This is a genomic window from Macellibacteroides sp. (genome assembly GCF_050251695.1).
GTDB classification, from domain to species: Bacteria; Bacteroidota; Bacteroidia; order Bacteroidales; family Tannerellaceae; genus Macellibacteroides; species Macellibacteroides fermentans.
Genome location: NZ_JBFWMI010000069.1, coordinates 1 through 18,362, shown reverse-complemented (window position 1 = coordinate 18,362; position 18,362 = coordinate 1). Strand labels below are relative to the sequence as shown.

12 protein-coding genes are annotated in these 18,362 nt (G+C 38.5%); 3 read left to right on the top strand and 9 right to left on the bottom strand.

Annotated features, from left to right (window positions below):
* Positions 1-211 precede the first annotated feature (211 nt).
* The 9 genes from AB7E53_RS10720 to AB7E53_RS10680 form a co-directional block, all read right to left on the bottom strand.
* Positions 212-1,765: a RagB/SusD family nutrient uptake outer membrane protein gene (locus tag AB7E53_RS10720; RefSeq protein WP_446775598.1), complete on the bottom strand. Its 1,554-nt coding sequence runs from the start codon at positions 1,763-1,765 to the stop codon at positions 212-214.
* Positions 1,766-1,784: 19 nt separating this feature from the next.
* Positions 1,785-5,105 carry a SusC/RagA family TonB-linked outer membrane protein gene (locus tag AB7E53_RS10715; protein WP_446775602.1) on the bottom strand — a complete coding sequence of 1,107 codons (3,321 nt, stop codon included), beginning with the start codon at positions 5,103-5,105 and terminating at the stop codon, positions 1,785-1,787.
* A 376-nt stretch (positions 5,106-5,481) separates the two neighbouring features.
* On the bottom strand, positions 5,482-6,696 hold the full coding sequence (locus AB7E53_RS10710; RefSeq protein WP_446775596.1) for a cyclically-permuted mutarotase family protein: 1,215 nt from the start codon (positions 6,694-6,696) through the stop codon (positions 5,482-5,484).
* A gap of 28 nt (positions 6,697-6,724) precedes the next feature.
* Positions 6,725-8,788: a GDSL-type esterase/lipase family protein gene (locus AB7E53_RS10705; RefSeq protein ID WP_446775594.1), complete on the bottom strand. Its 2,064-nt coding sequence runs from the start codon at positions 8,786-8,788 to the stop codon at positions 6,725-6,727.
* A 163-nt stretch (positions 8,789-8,951) separates the two neighbouring features.
* A complete protein-coding gene (locus AB7E53_RS10700; protein ID WP_446775592.1) occupies positions 8,952-10,574 on the bottom strand; it encodes a BNR-repeat neuraminidase N-terminal domain-containing protein in 1,623 nt (540 codons plus the stop codon).
* Between the two features lie 196 nt (positions 10,575-10,770).
* Complete coding sequence (locus tag AB7E53_RS10695) at positions 10,771-11,955, bottom strand: AGE family epimerase/isomerase (protein ID WP_446775590.1); 1,185 nt, start codon at positions 11,953-11,955, stop codon at positions 10,771-10,773.
* Positions 11,956-12,028: 73 nt separating this feature from the next.
* Positions 12,029-12,946, bottom strand: a complete 918-nt coding sequence (locus tag AB7E53_RS10690) for a dihydrodipicolinate synthase family protein (protein ID WP_079683390.1) — start codon at positions 12,944-12,946, stop codon at positions 12,029-12,031.
* A gap of 259 nt (positions 12,947-13,205) precedes the next feature.
* Positions 13,206-14,411 (bottom strand): ROK family transcriptional regulator, encoded by a 1,206-nt coding sequence (locus tag AB7E53_RS10685; protein WP_371690047.1) that lies wholly within the window; start codon positions 14,409-14,411, stop codon positions 13,206-13,208.
* Between the two features lie 45 nt (positions 14,412-14,456).
* Positions 14,457-15,167 carry an MBL fold metallo-hydrolase gene (locus tag AB7E53_RS10680; protein ID WP_446775600.1) on the bottom strand — a complete coding sequence of 237 codons (711 nt, stop codon included), beginning with the start codon at positions 15,165-15,167 and terminating at the stop codon, positions 14,457-14,459.
* A 185-nt stretch (positions 15,168-15,352) separates the two neighbouring features.
* Here AB7E53_RS10680 and AB7E53_RS10675 point away from each other — a divergent pair, with 185 nt between their 5' ends.
* The 3 genes from AB7E53_RS10675 to ygiD all read left to right on the top strand — a co-directional run bounded on the left by AB7E53_RS10675 (position 15,353) and on the right by ygiD (position 17,826).
* Positions 15,353-16,189 carry a helix-turn-helix domain-containing protein gene (locus AB7E53_RS10675; RefSeq protein WP_446775588.1) on the top strand — a complete coding sequence of 279 codons (837 nt, stop codon included), beginning with the start codon at positions 15,353-15,355 and terminating at the stop codon, positions 16,187-16,189.
* Between the two features lie 95 nt (positions 16,190-16,284).
* The gene (locus AB7E53_RS10670; protein ID WP_446775587.1) at positions 16,285-16,938 is read left to right on the top strand and encodes a YceI family protein; all 654 of its coding nucleotides are present in this window, start codon (positions 16,285-16,287) and stop codon (positions 16,936-16,938) included.
* Positions 16,939-16,983: 45 nt separating this feature from the next.
* Positions 16,984-17,826 (top strand): 4,5-DOPA-extradiol-dioxygenase, encoded by an 843-nt coding sequence (gene ygiD, locus AB7E53_RS10665; RefSeq protein ID WP_371690049.1) that lies wholly within the window; start codon positions 16,984-16,986, stop codon positions 17,824-17,826.
* Positions 17,827-18,362: the final 536 nt, after the last annotated feature.

Below are 18,362 nucleotides of genomic sequence, written 5' to 3'. Positions count from 1 at the left end.
CTATTAGTTGTTGTCTAATTTTCAGCTGCAAAGTTACAAAATTCCAAAAAAAAGTCAAGCTTTAGAAACCTTCAAAAGAATTTTGAGAGAGATTGATTCCAAACCTATAAATTAAGGGGCAACCTCAAAAAGAGATTACCCCCAATTCATTATTTAATCAATAAAAACTTATTCAAGGCATTAAATATTAATTGGCAAAGGCCTTTTATAATTAATATCCTGGTGTTTGTTCCAACAATGGATCATTATTAAGCGTATTTACATCAACTGGCCATAGCAGTTTGTGAGATTGCGATTCGGGAATCAAAGCTTCAGGTGATTGTCCGTATACCGCAGGGTAATTTGCAGAGGCAGAAAAGACCAGAGATTTACCATTAGCATCATGCATGCGTACTACATCAAACCAACGTTTACCTTCCCATACAAATTCTTTATCACGCTCATGTAAGATAGCCATTTCATTTTCTGCATAAGAACCATCCTTATAAGCTACCTGATCATTATAATTATCGCCGTAAGCACGTTGTCGAACTTGATTTATATAAGCCTGACAAGAATTTCCAAGACCATTCTCTATTTCAGCCATCATTAACAACCAGTCGGCATACCGATACAAAACTACGTCAGTTTCGTAAACCCTGTCATTCGTACTGTTAATGATACCAATACACTTCTTCAACACAATTCCAAAATCGCCATTCACTGGTTTTGAATAAAAATCAAAGAATGTTTTGTCCCTACGTGAATCAGTGGCATCATAACTTCTCCATAAAGATTCTTTATATTCATTTCTTAACAAACCATTTCCTCTTAGATTCAACACATCACCCAATAGTTTTCCATCACGACCATATACAGCATCTACAAAGCCAGCTTGAGCATAAAGAAATTCTGAACCCCAGTTCGTAGCTTCTGTATCCATAAATCTAATGGCAAAAATAATTTCATTATTACCTTTAGAAGAGAACACACTTGAGAAATCATTCATTAAAGAATAGCCGCTTATCCCTTGCAATGCAGTTTTAGCAACCTCTAAATCTGCACGGCCTGCTGCAGTATGATTTCCTGTCGTTACTTTTGCTGACCACAAATAGATATCTGCTTTAAGCATTAACGTTGCATTTTTAGACCAAATTGAAGCCGAAGCAGCTGTAGTATTTGTAAAAAATGTTTCAGACTTAACAATATCTTCTTTAATAAAAGCAAGTGTCTCTTCAGCCGTAGAGCGAGCTGTATAAAGTTTGTCAGCAGAGACTTTACCATCTAAAACTTTCACATCAGTAATTTTAGGAACTCCGCCCCAAGTTCTATAAAGCATAAAGTAATACAAAGCTCTTAAGCCATAGGCCTGACCTAAATAAGTATTACGACTTTCATCTGATAAAAAGGTACATTCATTCTCCACTTTTTGTATGAAGTGATTTACTTGCATAATATTGCTATATATTCCACCCCAAGAAGAAATACCTACGTTGTCTTTCGTAAATTGATTATCCTTAATCGGACTACTGTAATTTAAGCTTGTATTCAATGAGGAGGTTCCAGTACGTGAAGTTCCACCACGAGCTTCTCCTAGCAAATAGAATAAAGTATAATCTCCTCGAAGATCCGTATGCAATCCTGTCATGAAACCTTTAACCTGCGCTTCATTATTCCAAAAATTACTACTACCATAATAGTCTTCCGGAGATAAATCGAGTGAATCACACGAAGTATAAAGCAGTGCAGAAATAAATATTGATAAAATATATGATATTCTTTTCATAATCTTAACTATTAAAATTTTAGAATGAAACATTTACTCCAAATATAACAGTACGTGGTAATGGATAACCTCCACTATTGTCACTCTGCTCAGGAGAGAAAACATGATCCGCTTCGGTAAAGTATCCTAAATTTTGTCCTGTAACAGAAAACTCGACGTTATTCAATTTAAGCTTATTTGCTAATAAGGAAGGCAATCTATAAGCCAGACTCAATTCACGCAATGCAATATAATTTCCATTATACACAAACATGGATGTATTTCTTGCATAATTACGTTTTCCAAGCTGATCAGCCCATGTATAAACAGGATATTTAGCATTTACGTTCGTTTCTGTCCAGGTTTGTTTTGTATCTACAATGGAATTGTAAGTTCCTTGCATATTTCCCATAATCCAAGGAGTTCTGTAATCTACTACATTAAATCCGAGAGCGTAGTCGAAACGTGCTGAGAAAGATAAATTCTTCCATGTAAGGTTAGTATTAATACCGCCGGTCCATTTAGGCACAGTGTTTCCTACCTTCACAAGATCAAAATTATCAATTACCCCATCACCATTAACGTCTTTCCATTTTACATCACCAGGTTGAATTGGTAATGCTTTTGTTTTTTGTGCGTCAGTCAATCTAGCCCACGCATCAGGACCATAAAGCGGTTTATTATTCGATCCATTATTCCCCGTAGACTTATCAATAAGCTCTCCTGGGATCTCATTAACAGATTTATAAATACCTTCGGCCTTAAACGCATAAATATTTCCCGGACGTTGACCTTCCTGATAACCTCCTACCCATGCTTTATCCTCACCTTTTCCGGTATAGACCTGAAATGCATTTTGACGATTACGTTCTAATCCATTATTAGGTAGTTCAATGATTTTATTAATATTATATGCACCATTCGCATTAACATTCCATTTCCAATCTTTTCCATCAATAATACGGAAACCTAACTCAAATTCAAGTCCCTGATTCTGTAATTTCCCATTATTTGATGTTATACTGGAAATTCCAGAAGTTGAAGGTAAAGTAATACTTGCAAATTTATCTTCTGTATTTCTGTTATAATATGTAAAGTTGGTATTAATTCTATTTGCCAAGAAACTTAAGTCCAAACCAAATTCCAATGTTTGTGACTTCTCCCACATAAGATATGGATTTGGAATACTTCCAAGCAGGTATCCGGTATTACTATTGTATTTATTACTACCATAAGATCCTTGAACAGTATAATTTCCAACCCAGTCTTTATTCACATTTCCATTCAGACCATAGCTTGCTCTTAATTTGGCAAACGATATAACATCCGAATATTTTTGCATAAACTCTTCTTTCCCAAATACCCAACCAGCTGAAATTCCGGGAAATACCCCCCAACGATTATCATCTACTAATTTTGAATATCCATCTTTTCTCATTACAAAAGAAACCAGATATTTACTTTGAAAATCATAATTTACGCGACCAAAAAACGACATGATGCGTTGGCGACTATGCCATGAATCAATTGAACGTTTCCCTTTATCGGTACTAGTATACGATAAATCCATAAAATCATCTGTTGCTGCCCCAGAACCTGATGCAGAAAACCCTTTATTATAAGCATCATAGTATTCAAAACCCGCCATAGCAGCCAGATAGTGATCTTTTGTAATTTGATTATCGTAATTCAACACTGCATTATAAGTCTGACTTAATGTACGGTCATAAGAGGCAGAACTAGCTCTGGCAGTATTATAATTACCTGGTGATGACAAATAATCACGGTTAAATGCTTCCAGCTTTTCTTCGTCAAAATACCAGTTGGCAGATAATTTCAAAGCTAAACCTTTCATAATATCAATATTGAAAGATTGTACCATTGTAAACTTATCAGTATTATTGTCTCGAATTAATTTGTCTAAGTTAAGCAACTGATTTCCATCACCGGAATTATTACCCAACAACATCTCACCATCAGCATTGTATCCACGGAACGTTGGCGGCAACGACATTAGCCTTGAAAAATAAAGTGCTTCAGAAGAAGATGTTGGAGACAATCCATACCATTTAGCATCAGCGAAATTAAATGATGAACTTGATGTTAACCATGGCTTAAGCTTATAATCGGCATTGAAAGTAAAGGTTAGGCGTTTATACCAGTTTCCTATTGCATTTCCCTCACTGTTATTGTAGCCAATACCTGCATAGTAATTACCTTTATCATTTCCTCCACTGGCACTAATATTGTAATCCTGAGAAAAAGAAGGAGTATTTAAATTAAATGTTGCCGGATCAAAGTCTTTATAAATAATCTGTCCACCGTAAACAGGGTCAGTCATTGTCTGCCATCCCTGTTTCAGCAAGAAAGCCAAATCATCTGTATAGTTCATTGGGCTCCAAATAGCCTGAGAAGTCTTGTTCCCATCTAAAGGAGTGACACCGTCGCTTGCAAAATATTTATTTCCCGTTCCATAAGGAGAAGCTGTACCCAAAGAAGCCATTGTTGTTACACCTTGCCAACCTCCCTTTGAATCCTGATAAATTTGAGCTGAGCGTTGATAAGCCTTACGCATCCATGATATATAATCACCGGCACCCATAAATTCATACGGATTTGAATAATAGTTAAGACCGAATTTTGCCTTTACTGCAATCTCTCCTTTGCCTTCTTTACCTCTTTTTGTTGTTACTAAAACTACGCCATTATTTGCACGAGCTCCATAAATAGCTGTTGCTCCGGCATCTTTAAGGACCTCCATCGATTCAATGTCTTCCGGATTAATATCGCTCAAACTTCCACGTACCTGACCATCAACCAAAATTAGTGGAGATCCAGATCCACTGTAATCAGTACCACCACGAAGAATAATTGTTGGAGTTGCTCCCGGATTACCTGATGTCTGCAAAACCCGCAACCCCGATACAGCCCCAGAAAGTGCTTGAGCCGGATTCGAGAATAATCCTTGTTTTAAGACATCCTCTTTTACTTTAGCAATTGAGTTTGTTACTTTGGTACGTAGCTGCTTACCCCCGTAACCTGTAACCACAACTTCTTCCAGTTGCTGACTATCTTCTTTCATAATGATATTCATCGGAGCTCCGGCGGTTGCTTTAACTTCCAATGCGGCATAACCAATGTATGAAATCCGTAATGTAGCATTTGGATTTACATCCAATACAAAATTACCATCGATATCTGTGATGGTCCCATTTTGTGTACCGACTTCCAACACTGAGACACCAGGTAATGTCATCTTCTGGTTATCGTACACAACACCCTTAACGGCAACTTTATTCTGAGCAAAAATGCTTAGAGATAAAAGTAACAGTAAGAAACTTAAGATAGTCTTGTGACTCATTTTCATAACTTTATAAATTAATAATAGGATAATAATATTTATTTGCACATAACTTTTATCAATATTCTTTCAATCTCTGCTTTCTATGTCTTCAATCTCTTAATACCACCTCATCAACCCTCAATACAATTCAAATTAATACATAACAAAGCACTAAACACCGCATTTATTTTATTTATGCCACAAACTTAAATAAATTTTTTTAATATCGATCCTCAAAAATTAGAAATGTTTATATTTTTAACACTTAGGATTATTTATAGTGAATTGATGACTTAAAAAAATAAAATATCAATTAAAACGGACGTAATAGTGAGTATAAGACAAAAAAAAGGAGCCATTTAATAATGACTCCTTATGAAAACTCTTATAAGATCTATAAAATTCGAAGTAGAATCACGTCCGAAGTTCTTATCCCAGGTTTAATTTCTCCCCCAATAATAATAAAACATTTGTTTAACAATAAAAGGGATGCTCCTGCTCTGGCAGTAAATTCATAATCATCAAGAAAAATCCATTTTCTAGAAAACGTATTATATATAAATATCTCTTTATTGAATTTATACCAAGCAACCGGATGCTTTAAATAGGAATCTTTCTCCCTGGTAAGTCTACTAAATAAACTCGTTTTACCATTTTTTTCTGCCAATTTCAGGTTTCGGTTCATACTTATGGCAGATAAAAATCGGTCATAATTTACACCGCCGGTAAAGTAAATCAAACTATCTCCACTAGAAACAGCGCATCCTCCTGTAAACGTCCGCAATTCACCTCCCTTCATAACAGGAACAGCCGACTCTAATTTCCATTCGTTTTTCATACTACTGAATGACAATAAATCTGTCGGAATAAAAGGTTTGCTATTATAAACTTCAGGCTGGAATCCCCCGGAAAGATAAATCTGTGTTCCTTCATCAGAATGCTGAGAAACTAAAACAGGCTGCAACCTGGCACATCCGGGAAAATCGGGCAAGATCTCCCATCCTTTAGTCAGCTGATTCAGATTCAGACGGAGAAATGAATTAGCCGGCACGCCATTTTTATTTCCTCCGGCAACATAGATATAGTTAGCATTTGATGTTGCTGCCAAATTATCCATTCTAAATGGTAGTTCTGGAAGTTTTATTATATCAACTTGAGAGGCTACGGCATTCCACGACAATAAATAAGCTGACGAAAATGATTGTTTATCATTGTTTCCACCAATACAGACAAGCCCTTCCGATACAGAGACCGACGCTCCATAAGCAACGGGATGGGGTAAAGTTCCTACCTTTTCCCATTGTCCAGTCATCATGCCGGCAGTATCCAACTTCCATATTGAATCGTAATATCTCTTTACCCCTCCTTCGGATGCAGGCTTATCAGGGAAATTGCATCCTCCTGCAACTAAAATACATCCATTAGCGATTCCGGAGAAATGACCGGAAACACCTAAAGAAATTGAATCGGTACTATTTGTCCGAGGCAAGGAAGGTAAAGACTGCCAAACAGCTTTCTTTCCAGTCCATCTGACTGGGCGTGATGTTTGGCAAGCGATAAGAAAAATACCCGCAAAACAACAAAATGCTATTCTAATATAGTTATACACAGTTCAATATTTTAAAGGATGAACGAGACTAATTATCAGACGAAGTAAAAGTGGAAGCAGGTAATAGTTCCCTATTTACCAAATTGCCGTTTGTATAAGGCGCCCATCCATAACGAACAAAACGAGGATGCTTCACTTTTTCATTCCATACCTTTATTTTATCTCCTTCCACAATTGCTCTAGCAGGGAAATAAAGTCCATCAAATTCAGCAATTTCAAAAGAACGTAAATCCTTATCATCCGAGGCACGCAGTCCGTTTGCATAATCAAAGGAAATTAAAGCATAGCCATTTTTAAATTCGGATTCCTTGTATTGAGGTCCAGACGGCACTATATCTTTTCCATACGTTTTATTCAAGGCCAGACGAGCCAATCGTTCACCAACCTCTTGCTTCCTTTTGGGATGAACATCTAATGAATCGCCTAAGTCACTGCTGACTGCCATACCACTGCCTGGAATAATTTTTTCCAACCGACGCTGACTATCCCTGAAATGAGGCCAACTAGGGCGATTTAATCCCGACAACTGTACATAATAGAAAGGGAATTCTTTATTCCAGTTTTTCCTCCAACTATCAACCAACAAGGGAAATAGAATTTCATGAATCTCTTTATTGTGAGCATTTGACTCTCCCTGATACCAGATTACACCTTTAACAGGATAAGAAGCCAATGGAATAATTCCTGATTCGAAAAGGTAACACGGTTCATAAGGATGACGCTGCTGTGAATTGTCCGATTTTTTTATATTCAATGAAGCTCTTTCCCTAACCCAATCCTGAATCCGGTCATTTTTAGTCCAGTTATTTAATATTCCGGGGTAATTAAACTCCAGTGTTCTTCTATCAATCCAAGATTCGCATGGAGAACCACCCACCGCATTTAAGATTAAACCAACCGGCACGTTTAAACTATCGGAAAGCATCTGTCCGAAAGCGTAGGCAATTGCTGAAAACCGACTTACATTCTTATCATTACACTTTTCCCATCGGGCATCTTTAAAATATTGCAGACTGTTTAACGAATCCAGCACGGAACCATCCCACTCTACAGCATTGGTCATCCAACGAGGTTTCATGTCAAATAATCTTACGTTGGAACTATCGCCAGCTTTCTTAAGCAAAGCCGCATTCTCTGCAGCTTCAGCAACCATAAAAGCCATATTGGATTGTCCCGAACACAGCCACACTTCGCCCGCAAGCACGTCTTTATAAACATATCTTTTATTTACCCCGGAAACAGACAACTCGTAAGGACCACCAGCCTTCAACGGATCAAGCACCACACTCCACTTACCGTTGGATGAAGTCACAGTCCGTTTCTTCTGTCCACCCACAGAAACTGTAATTTGGTCACCAGCATTGGATGTACCTGTTATCCGCAGCGGTTCATTACACTGCAGTACCATACCATCCGTAAAAAGAGAAGACATTTTTAATCCGCCAAAATTTCCGGTTAGGGAGCTATAGACTGTCCGGGCGATTATTGAAGCCCCCTCAACAGTAGGATGCAAGGCATCCGGCAACAAATCCGGACGAGCATACAATCCCTCCTGCAAATCGATAATAGAGACTCCGGCAACACCTGCAATTTCTTCAATTTGATGTTGAATCTGCCAATGCCAATCGCGTGTACCAGATTCAAAACGTGGATGCTTAGCAGTAATAGGAGTCAGTCTGCAAATCCAGATTTTACAAGCAGGATTTACTTTACGAAAAGCATCGATCAACTGAAGGTAATCATTCACGAACTCATCTTTGTAGTTGGGCCAATTACGAGGGTCCGTATCATTCAGTCCAAGATGAATTACGACCAAATCTGCAGCAAAAGCTTTTGCATCTTCAAACTCTTTCTGCAATACATAAGGCCGGTGTCCTTTAGAAAGCAGCGTAGCTCCACTCTTACCGAAATTTCCTACTTCATACCCTTCACCTAGTAATTTCTGTAATTGCGCAGGATAAGCTTCTTCTGCCGGATTAGCAAGACCGTATCCAAACGTAACACTATTACCTACACATGCAACCTTAATCTTTTGTGCCTCAACCAATGAAGCACAACAAATAAGCAACAAAAACAAGTAAATCCGTTTCATCCATATCTAATTTATATGCTGTATACATGCCAGTTTCAAATGGTACAATCAATAATTTATACAATAAGAAAACAAGTACCAACTTAGAAACGGAACAAAAATATACATCTAAAAACAAAGAAGACGAATGCACTTTACTGCGCATTCGTCTTCCATACTACATTTATTTTACAATATCTTTTAGCTTTACCGCCTGAAAAACCATATGAGCAGTACTTCCTTCATAAAGGATTCCTACTGTTTCTTTGTCAATCATAGTCAGACATGAATATCCCCAACCGTGACCCTCATCCAACAACACATCATACTCATTAGGGAAGGTAAGTCCACCATCAAGACTAGCCTTTATCGTTATACTATGACGACCCTTAGTTGTATTAGGATTAGAGAAAAGCAGAATCCCTTTGTTTAACACATTATCCTTAGCTTCTACTTTTATTAAGCTCGCCATACAAACAGACTCTTGTAATACACTTCTGTTTGAAGGATGCTCCGTCCAGGTCTTACCCAAATCTTTTGTTACAGAAACAGCACGGCTGCCACCTCTGTTATCACGCATATTCAACATCAACACACCCGGTTCAACCTCTGCAACCTGTGCTTCCGTTGTGTTTGTCCTCGCAAAGTTATGCATCTTCCAGGTTTTACCATGGTCTTTACTATACATGATTCCAGCATTAGGCACACGGGTTGAATCAATAAACTGTGTAGCAAACACCAGCGTGCCATCCTGCATTGTTATACCGCTACCGGGACCTTGTAAAAGGAACTTCCACGATGGGTCCTTAACCTGCGATGTTATATTGATGGGGTTCGACCAGGTCTTGCCATCATCATCACTTTTGGCTAAGACTAGCTGAGCCGTATGATTTTTATCCATACCATCCTGCGAGTTAAACCATGCGCGGCCATTTCCCATACCATGCGTCCAGGCTGCAACAATCCAGATAGTACCTGTCTTCTTATCAACTAAAATTGCCGGATCACCCACACCATTCTGGGCAGAAGGCAGTCCGCCCTCTTCACCAAAAGTCATAGCTACCCGCATAGGCTCCCAGGTCTGACCACCATCTGTACTACGACTTAATCCGATATCCACACGCTCTTGTAAATCAGCACTGTTATTGTAACGGACGTCGTACACACCCAACAACGTACCTTTATTAGATGTTACCAACCCCGGTATCCGGTATGCAGCAACTCCATCATCACCGGCATGTCTTACTCCAATACCCATCCGATGCACAACAGATCCCTGATCAATGGTAAGAATAGAAGATTTACCATCCATATAAACGCCGGTCACCTCTGCTGTAATTTTTGAAACCAATGACGCTGTAGGTTTCATTTCCAAACTTACCCAGAAATAATTGATTCCCGGGAACAAAACCTGATCACATGTAAGTGTTACGGTTTGAGCTGGAGACTTTTTATCACTTTTCAAAACGGAGTAAGACCGGTTAGCTTCGCGAGTTTTACCGACCTCTTCTCTGGAGATATAGGCAACCGGAGCATAATTAAGCTGACCATCTCGCTGTACAGCCTCTGTGCCAGAATAATACAACTTAACCGATTGAATTTCCGAAAGTTTAACATCGTTGCCAAACCGAAGCGTAACATGGTTCAACACCTTGCTCTGCTTAGAGTCGACACGCAGGTTAAACAACACATTATCTTTCCGATCAATCAAAATGGGGATCTGTGTTTCCCGAATTCTAACAGTGTCATTACCAAATACAGAAATGGCAACAAAAAGAAAGCAAAAATAAAAACAGATTTTTCTCATGAGATTATCAGTAATAAATTAATAAAAATACCATTGCCGCAACTTACATTGCAACCAAAACTTAGACTTTAGTGCATTGATGCAACTATATTACAACCAATGCGGGCGTTACGATAAGGGAGAAATATTAAAATCGCAATCAAACCATATATATAACAAAAAACCCATGGCAATTAAAGAATCGCCATGGTATTTTTTATTTAGAAATAATCTCTTTGCAAAGGTCGTACGACTTGATCATCATACGCGGTATATGGAATGGCCCTTTAAAAAGATTTCCTTTAGCAGGCTGAGCCACACTTCCATCACGACGAAGATACCCGTACCACTCTCCATACTCCTTATCGGGGAAATGAGCATACGTATAGTCACTTATCTGCTTATGCATCTCAATATACTTCGGATCGCCAGTTGCTTCATATGCATATAAAGCCGCAATGATTGCTTCGGTCTGAGGCCACCAGAATTTCATATCCTGCGAATAATCCTGTGGAGGCAGATTCAAACAATCTCTGAAGTTTATTATACCGCCATACTCCTTGTCCCAGCCCCATTCCCAGGACCAATCCAGAATAGTCAGACCCAAATCTACCAGTTCCTTATCCCAGTTTCTATACTTGGCTTCTTCCAAAATGAACCAGGCAGTCTCTATACAGTGACCAGGATTAATAGTGCGGCCCATATTTGTATTGAGAAACTCGCCATTGGGGCCTACCGTTTCCAGTAAAGCTTTAAATTCAGGATGTATAAAATGTTTGCGAATCTGATTAATTGACCACTCTATTTGCTCATCCAGAATAGGATCGCTAATTACCTGCCTGATGCGTGAAGCCGTATTAATCAGAATCATAGTTAGAGAATGCCCCTGCATCTTCACACTATCACAATACTTTGAAGGAAGCAATCCCGGTGTTTCTGTTAGATGCTTTATCTGCTTAAATATCTTCAAGGCTTTTTCTGCATAGGTTTTATCACCTGTTGCCTGTGCATATTCTGCCATGGCGATAGCAGCAAAGGATTCTGAAAACACATACCTGCGTTTACGGATGGGCTCTCCATTTTCTGTTACTTCAAAAAACATATGACCATCTGTATCGATACAGTATTTTTCAATAAAATCGAGTGTGCTTTTTGCCGCTTCAAGCCATTCGGGATTTTTCTCAATCGTATTATATGCAAACGAACATACAAAGGCGAATCGTCCTTGAAACCAAACAGATTTTGTTGTATCCATCAGGCTACCGTCGCGGTTAACGCAGGTGTATACACCTCCGTGTTTCCGGTCCCAGCCAAACTGCATCCAAAAAGGCATTATATTTGTCAGCAGATCTTCCTTATATGAAGAAGACCACTGATTAAGATATTCTTTAACGTTATCCATAATTACGAGGCTTAACTTGATGTTTTTTAATAGATTATTTTGGGGTGTTAGATTATATCAAGTCTGAATAATATCAGAATTTATTACATCTTTCAAAGAAGTTTATCGCTTCCAATTCTGATTTCATAGCTGCCTCTTCAGCATCGGTCATATTCTGGAACGGAGTTCTGTTTTTGCCAAGATCAAGACCGATAAGCTTCATAATTCTTTTACCTCCAACAATATTACCCCTATAATTACATATAACATTGATAACATCCTGTGAGAAGTTCTGACATTCGCGAGCGCGCTCCAAATCTCCTTTTTCCCAAGCATCGATAATTTCGACCAATACACGTCCGTTGTAATTCGTAGTACCGCCAATACCACCCTGAGCTCCACCCATGGCTAATGCTGGCAGAATAGTTTCATCCTGACCGTGCAACATATCGAACTTACCATTATTATATAAGCGGCATTGATTGTATTCATAAATACTCTCAAAGGTATATTTAATACCTGCAAAATTAGGAATACGACCATCTACTGCCTTCAAAAAAGGAAGCATTGGCAAAAAGACGCCACTAAGAGCGGGGATATGATAAAAATAAAAAGGTAATGCAGGAGCTCCACAGGCAATCTCTTCACAATATTTCACCAACTCCTCTACTCTTCCGGCTTTAGGGAAAGGAGAAGCCATAGCTCCGATACCCCAGGCTCCGATTTCCTGCGCATGAGCGGCCAATTTATTGCTCATTTTAACACATGTGCTTCCTACATGTACAATCACCTTAAAATCTTTTGGAGAAACTTCCATCCATCTTTCGGCCAGTTTAATGCGCTCATCTTCTGTGAGCATATAACCTTCACCCGACGACCCATTAATAAAAACACCTTTTAAACCATTGTTTGCCAACAATTTTGCATACGCTTCAATAGGTTCATAGTTTACCTCTCCATTTTCATAAAACGGAGTAAATGGAGCATTAATCAGACCTTTTATTTTTTCCATAATTTTATTTTTATGAGATTATTATCTTACTTATACAGCTAAACAAATATTCAATTTTAAATACAATGCAAACTTAAATAAAATATTTTAATATCAAATCTCTATTTAATGAATTTTAGACAATAATAACATAATAAACTCGTGTACGCATCGAATTTTCCATACCTAACCTTTTCTAAATAAAAAAGAGAAGCTACAAACTGTATAACTTCTCTTTTTTTTATAATAAGACTATTATAAAAACATACGAAAGCAATGCTTAAATCATTCCTAAAATTTTTCCCCTCGAAAGCAGGCAGGCTCCTAACACACCTGCGTGATCACCTAGTTTTGAAATTTTAATTTCCGTATCCTGGTTAACCAGATTCAACGAGTATTTACGCACAGCACTTTTAATCGGCAGGCGGATATACTCATCTGTAAGAGAAAGACCTCCGCCAAGAATAACCAATTCAGGATTGAAAATATTCATTAATCCGGCGATTGCTTTTCCAAGATTAGTCCCGATATGTTCCAGAATTTCGATAGACAACACATCCTCTTTTTGAATCGCATCAATTAAATCATTTAGCGTTATTTCTGCTCCGCTATTTATTTTATCGGCTAAAATGGTACTGCTGCCCTCTTTATATCGTTCAATCAACATTCTATGAAGCGCAGATCCTGATGCTTCGGTTTCAAGACATCCTTTTTTGCCGCAATGGCAAATTATTTCATTGTCGTACAAACAGAAATGGCCAAATTCTCCTGAAAATCCGGATTTTCCGTAATATAGTTTACCATCCAGAATAATACCTACACCCAATCCCCAGCTAATATTTACAAAAATCAAATTTTTCTCTCCCTTTACGGCACCTTTCATATACTCGCCATATGCCATTGCACGGGTATCATTCTCGATGTAGACCTTAAGTTTAAGGCGCTCTTCAATTATTAAGGAAAGAGGCTTTTCTTCAAAATAGAAGAAACTATAGCTATAACCGGATATAGGATTTACACGTCCTGTAATATTAATACCTACAGAAAGAATCTTATCACGTGAAACCTTCAGCGAACCAATAAATTCGTCGATGATAACACATAGATTCTCCAAGGCAGCCGGTGTGTTCTCCAAAGTAAAAGGCACCTCATCTTCCACCGAGATAAATTTTCCTTTAAAATCTACCGCAGCAATATTGATTGAGTCTCTGCGCACATCCACTCCGATAAAATAACCAGATTCCGGATTAAGTCCATATATGTTTGGTTTACGGCCTCCACTGGTTTCCTGTTTACCAAAATCAAGAATATACCCCTCTTCCAGCAACTCACCAACCAGTTTAGTTACCGTAGGGATACTCAGATCCATTTCTTTGCAAAGATCGGCAATGGTTGCATCACCATTTGCAATATAATAATGTATAATCTTCTTCTTAAGAGCGGCTGTACGATTGCCTTCCACGGCAATCAAAAAATCTGTACTCATATTTATTTTTTTACATTTACAATAGGTTAATAGAATATTGAATATTTATTGAAGCTGTTTGATACGTACATCGATTGACTTATCGGAAGCCAGTCGTTTTTTCAATTGGGTAACATCCGTATCTCCGTAATGATAGGGATACAAAATTCGGGGGTTAATCATCCGGGCTGCATTTACGGCTTGATCGATCGTCATTGTATAAGGCTGGTTAACCGGAATAAAAGCAATATCGATATCACCCAGGGTAGCCATTTCCGGAATATCTTCCGTATCGCCGGCCACATAGACACGCATACCTCCAAGGGTTAAAATATATCCGTTGTCACGGTGTTTAGGATGATACATCTCTCTTCCGGGGGTTGTGTTATATGCAGGAACAGCCTCCAGGGTAAGATAATCTGCAGGAGTAAGCTTATCTCCGTTTTTCATGACAGATCCTTTATCCAGAATTTTAACAGAAGACTTGTTGGCTATCAACACCGTACCCTCCTTCACTGTCTGATCAACCGCTTTTTTATCCAGATGATCACCGTGTTCGTGGGTGATAAGAAGTATGTCGGCCTTAGGTAGTTTTGAATAATCGGCATAAGATGATACCGGATCAATTTGAATTACAGCATCCCTGTAGGTCAGCATAAGAGTTCCGTGCTTAATAAAGTGAATTGACAACTCATACCCCTCTTTAGTCTTGAAAGAGTCCTTCTCGAATGGAGATGCCTGAATCCATGTTACACATAAAAGGCAACAAAGCAGCATATAAATTTTCCCACACATAATAACAGACATTTGGTTTGTATATAACTAGAGAGACTTTCCAACAAAGATATATAATTAACCATTAATTATACAAAAGAATCAAGAAAAACCTCAAATAATTAAATACTTTTGTATATATTACCGGTCAAAATGTAATTATTTTAAGTTTATTAATCAACTGTAATATGGAAAGATTGTTCAAAATCAGTCCGTTTTCTGCCAGTCTGGAGAAGCAATTACCCGACTTTTTATCTGAGCCGCACGCTCACGACATGGAAGAGCTTGTAATCTGCCTGCAGGGAAAGATTGAACATTTTATAAATTTTAAATCCACCATCTACAACGCACCGCTTATCAGCTACGTAACCAAAGGGAAAAGTCACCGTATTACATTTTTGCACGACAACGAATTAAATTATCCGCAAGGTTGGATCTTCCGCTTTAAAAGCGAATTTATTCCGGAATCGCGCTTCCAACTGTATGCCGGTTACCACGAATATGCCACCATTGAGCTGGCCGAGAACAAACACTTCACTCAAATAGTCAAACTATGTGAAATCATGTACGAAATTGCAAGTCAGGAAGTACCGGACTATGCCATACTTCGCAGCCTGCTTAGCTCACTGTTTATCATGATTGAGTCCGAACGGAAGAAATCTGCCACAATGAAAATGGACCAGCCCTGTTCGCAGCATATCACATTCCGTACATTTCTGCAGATTCTAGAAGATAATTTCCGTCGGGATGTAAATGTTGACTTCTACGCAGAAAAATTAAACATGTCGTCGCGCAATCTTAATATTATATGTCAGAATATCCTTCAAAAAAGTGTATCCGAAATAATCGAGACCCGAAAGCTTACAGAAGCAAAAGAGCTATTGATGAATAGTGAAAAAACGATTGCCGAGATTGGCTTCGAGCTAGGTTATAATGAGAAATCCTATTTCTCGAATGTATTCAAAAAGAAGGCCGGAGTAACGCCCAGCGAGTTCAGAAATGAAATGAGCAAGCTTATTTCCTGAATTTACAACACATTTTCCGAAAACTATTACCCACCCCCCTGTTAAATAGCCGAACTTTGCAGCATCAAATAAATTAAAAACCAAAAAGAAGTAAAATGAAAGCTTATTATTTATTAGCAGCAGTGGCTTTATTTATCGCCACATCATGTTCAAGCAAGTCGGGTAACAAAGTGGATGCATCAGATGCAAAAGAAGCAACGGCAAATGTTGGCAGTCAAAAATTAGTTGTAGATACATTAGCCTCGACAGTGGCCTGGAAAGGTTACAAACCCGGAGGAAGTCATCACGGAACATTAGGCATCAAACAAGGAGAATTATCGGTTGAAAACGGCGAACTGGTATCCGGAACATTTACCCTTGACATGAATAAGATTTTATGTGAAGACCTGACCGATGCAAAGATGAACGAACAACTGGTAGATCACCTTAAGAGTGCTGATTTCTTTGATGTTGCTAAATATCCAGAGGGTAAGTTTACGATTACAACAGTTGAAAAACTAAATGACGGTGTCAATTCTCATAGAATCAGTGGCAATCTTGAATTAAAAGGTGTATCAAAAAACATCACTTTCGATGCGAATGTTACCAACGAAGGTACAAGCTACAAGGCTACCACGGCTACTTTTACAATTGACCGTACCCAATGGGGCGTTAATTACGGATCCAAAAATATCTTTAAAGATCTGAAAGATTCATTCATCAATGATGATATGGAAGTTACCATTACAATAGTCGCTAATGCCGAATAATTTTCGAACCAGCGCAGAATTAAGAAACTGCAAAACAGAACAATCATGATTACGCTTGATAGTTTACAATCGGATTTCAATAAAATAAAAAGCACAGAGCAAATGCCTGTGCTTTTTATTGGTCACGGTAGCCCGATGAATGCCATAGAACTAAATGAATTTTCTCAGCAATGGAGCATTCTGGGGAAGAATCTTCCGCAACCTTCGGCCATCTTGTGTATATCCGCCCACTGGGAGACCAGAGGAACACAGGTAACGGCAATGAAGCGTCCGGACACGATACACGATTTCGGCGGATTTCCTCAGGCACTATTTGATGTAAACTATCCTGCCAACGGCTCTCCGGAACTGGCCGCACAAATTGCTCACGAGTTTCAGAATAAAAAAGTTGGGCTTAATATGGACTGGGGAATCGATCATGGATGCTGGAGTATTCTGGTGCATCTGTACCCCGAGGCCAATATTCCGGTGTTGCAATTAAGTCTGGATTACACCATGGGGGCTGAAGCCCATTTTAAACTGGCTGAGGAATTGGCATTCCTCAGAAACAAAGGCGTATTGATAATCGGGAGCGGCAACATTATCCATAACCTGCGGCAAGTAAGGTTCGGCAGGTCCTTCGCGTTAGAGGATTATGGATACGATTGGGCCATTGAGATGACAGACATCATCAAAAATAAAATTCTTCTGGAAGATTACGATGCCTTGATAAATTACGAAAAACTAAGTAACGCATCCCGGCTGGCAATACCCACAACCGATCATTACTATCCGCTGCTTTATGCATTGGCATTGCGCGGAAACAAAGATAATGTGACATTCTTCAACGATAAGATACTAGGCGGATCTATCGGCATGACCTCTCTTATGATTGATTCGCAGCAGTAAAACAACCTATTTGTTCCCTATAGCGCATTCTGGTGACACCAGGATGCGCTATAGGGAACATTAAAAATACAGCTCCTTAGGTTGGATAAAATTCTTAGGTACTTTCTACTTCAAAACTCATTAGAAATGATTTAAAAAGTATATACTTTTTGGTTAAAAAGTACCGACAAATTTTCCCTTAAGTATAATTTATTTTTGACTTAAGTAAAATAAAAATTTCACTTAAGGGAAAAATAAACTTCCCTTAAGTGAAAATTATTGGCTCCACATCGCCTTGACTTTTACTAAATTAAGTAGACACTTTTTGATTCTTTAAACTGAGAAACCAGACATATCAGAGATGATTCTACTGAAAGCCTAGACACTTTCACAAAATCCAACCTAAAGAACCCGACTTATGAGGGATTAGCAACAGCAGATCGCTTTTGTTTACGTCTGTCCAACTCCCGTTCTATCATCCGAAGTTCTCTACCAGTCTGTCCGGCCATAGAGGTATTTTCCTCTGCACGACGTATCAGGTAGGGCAACACTTTTTT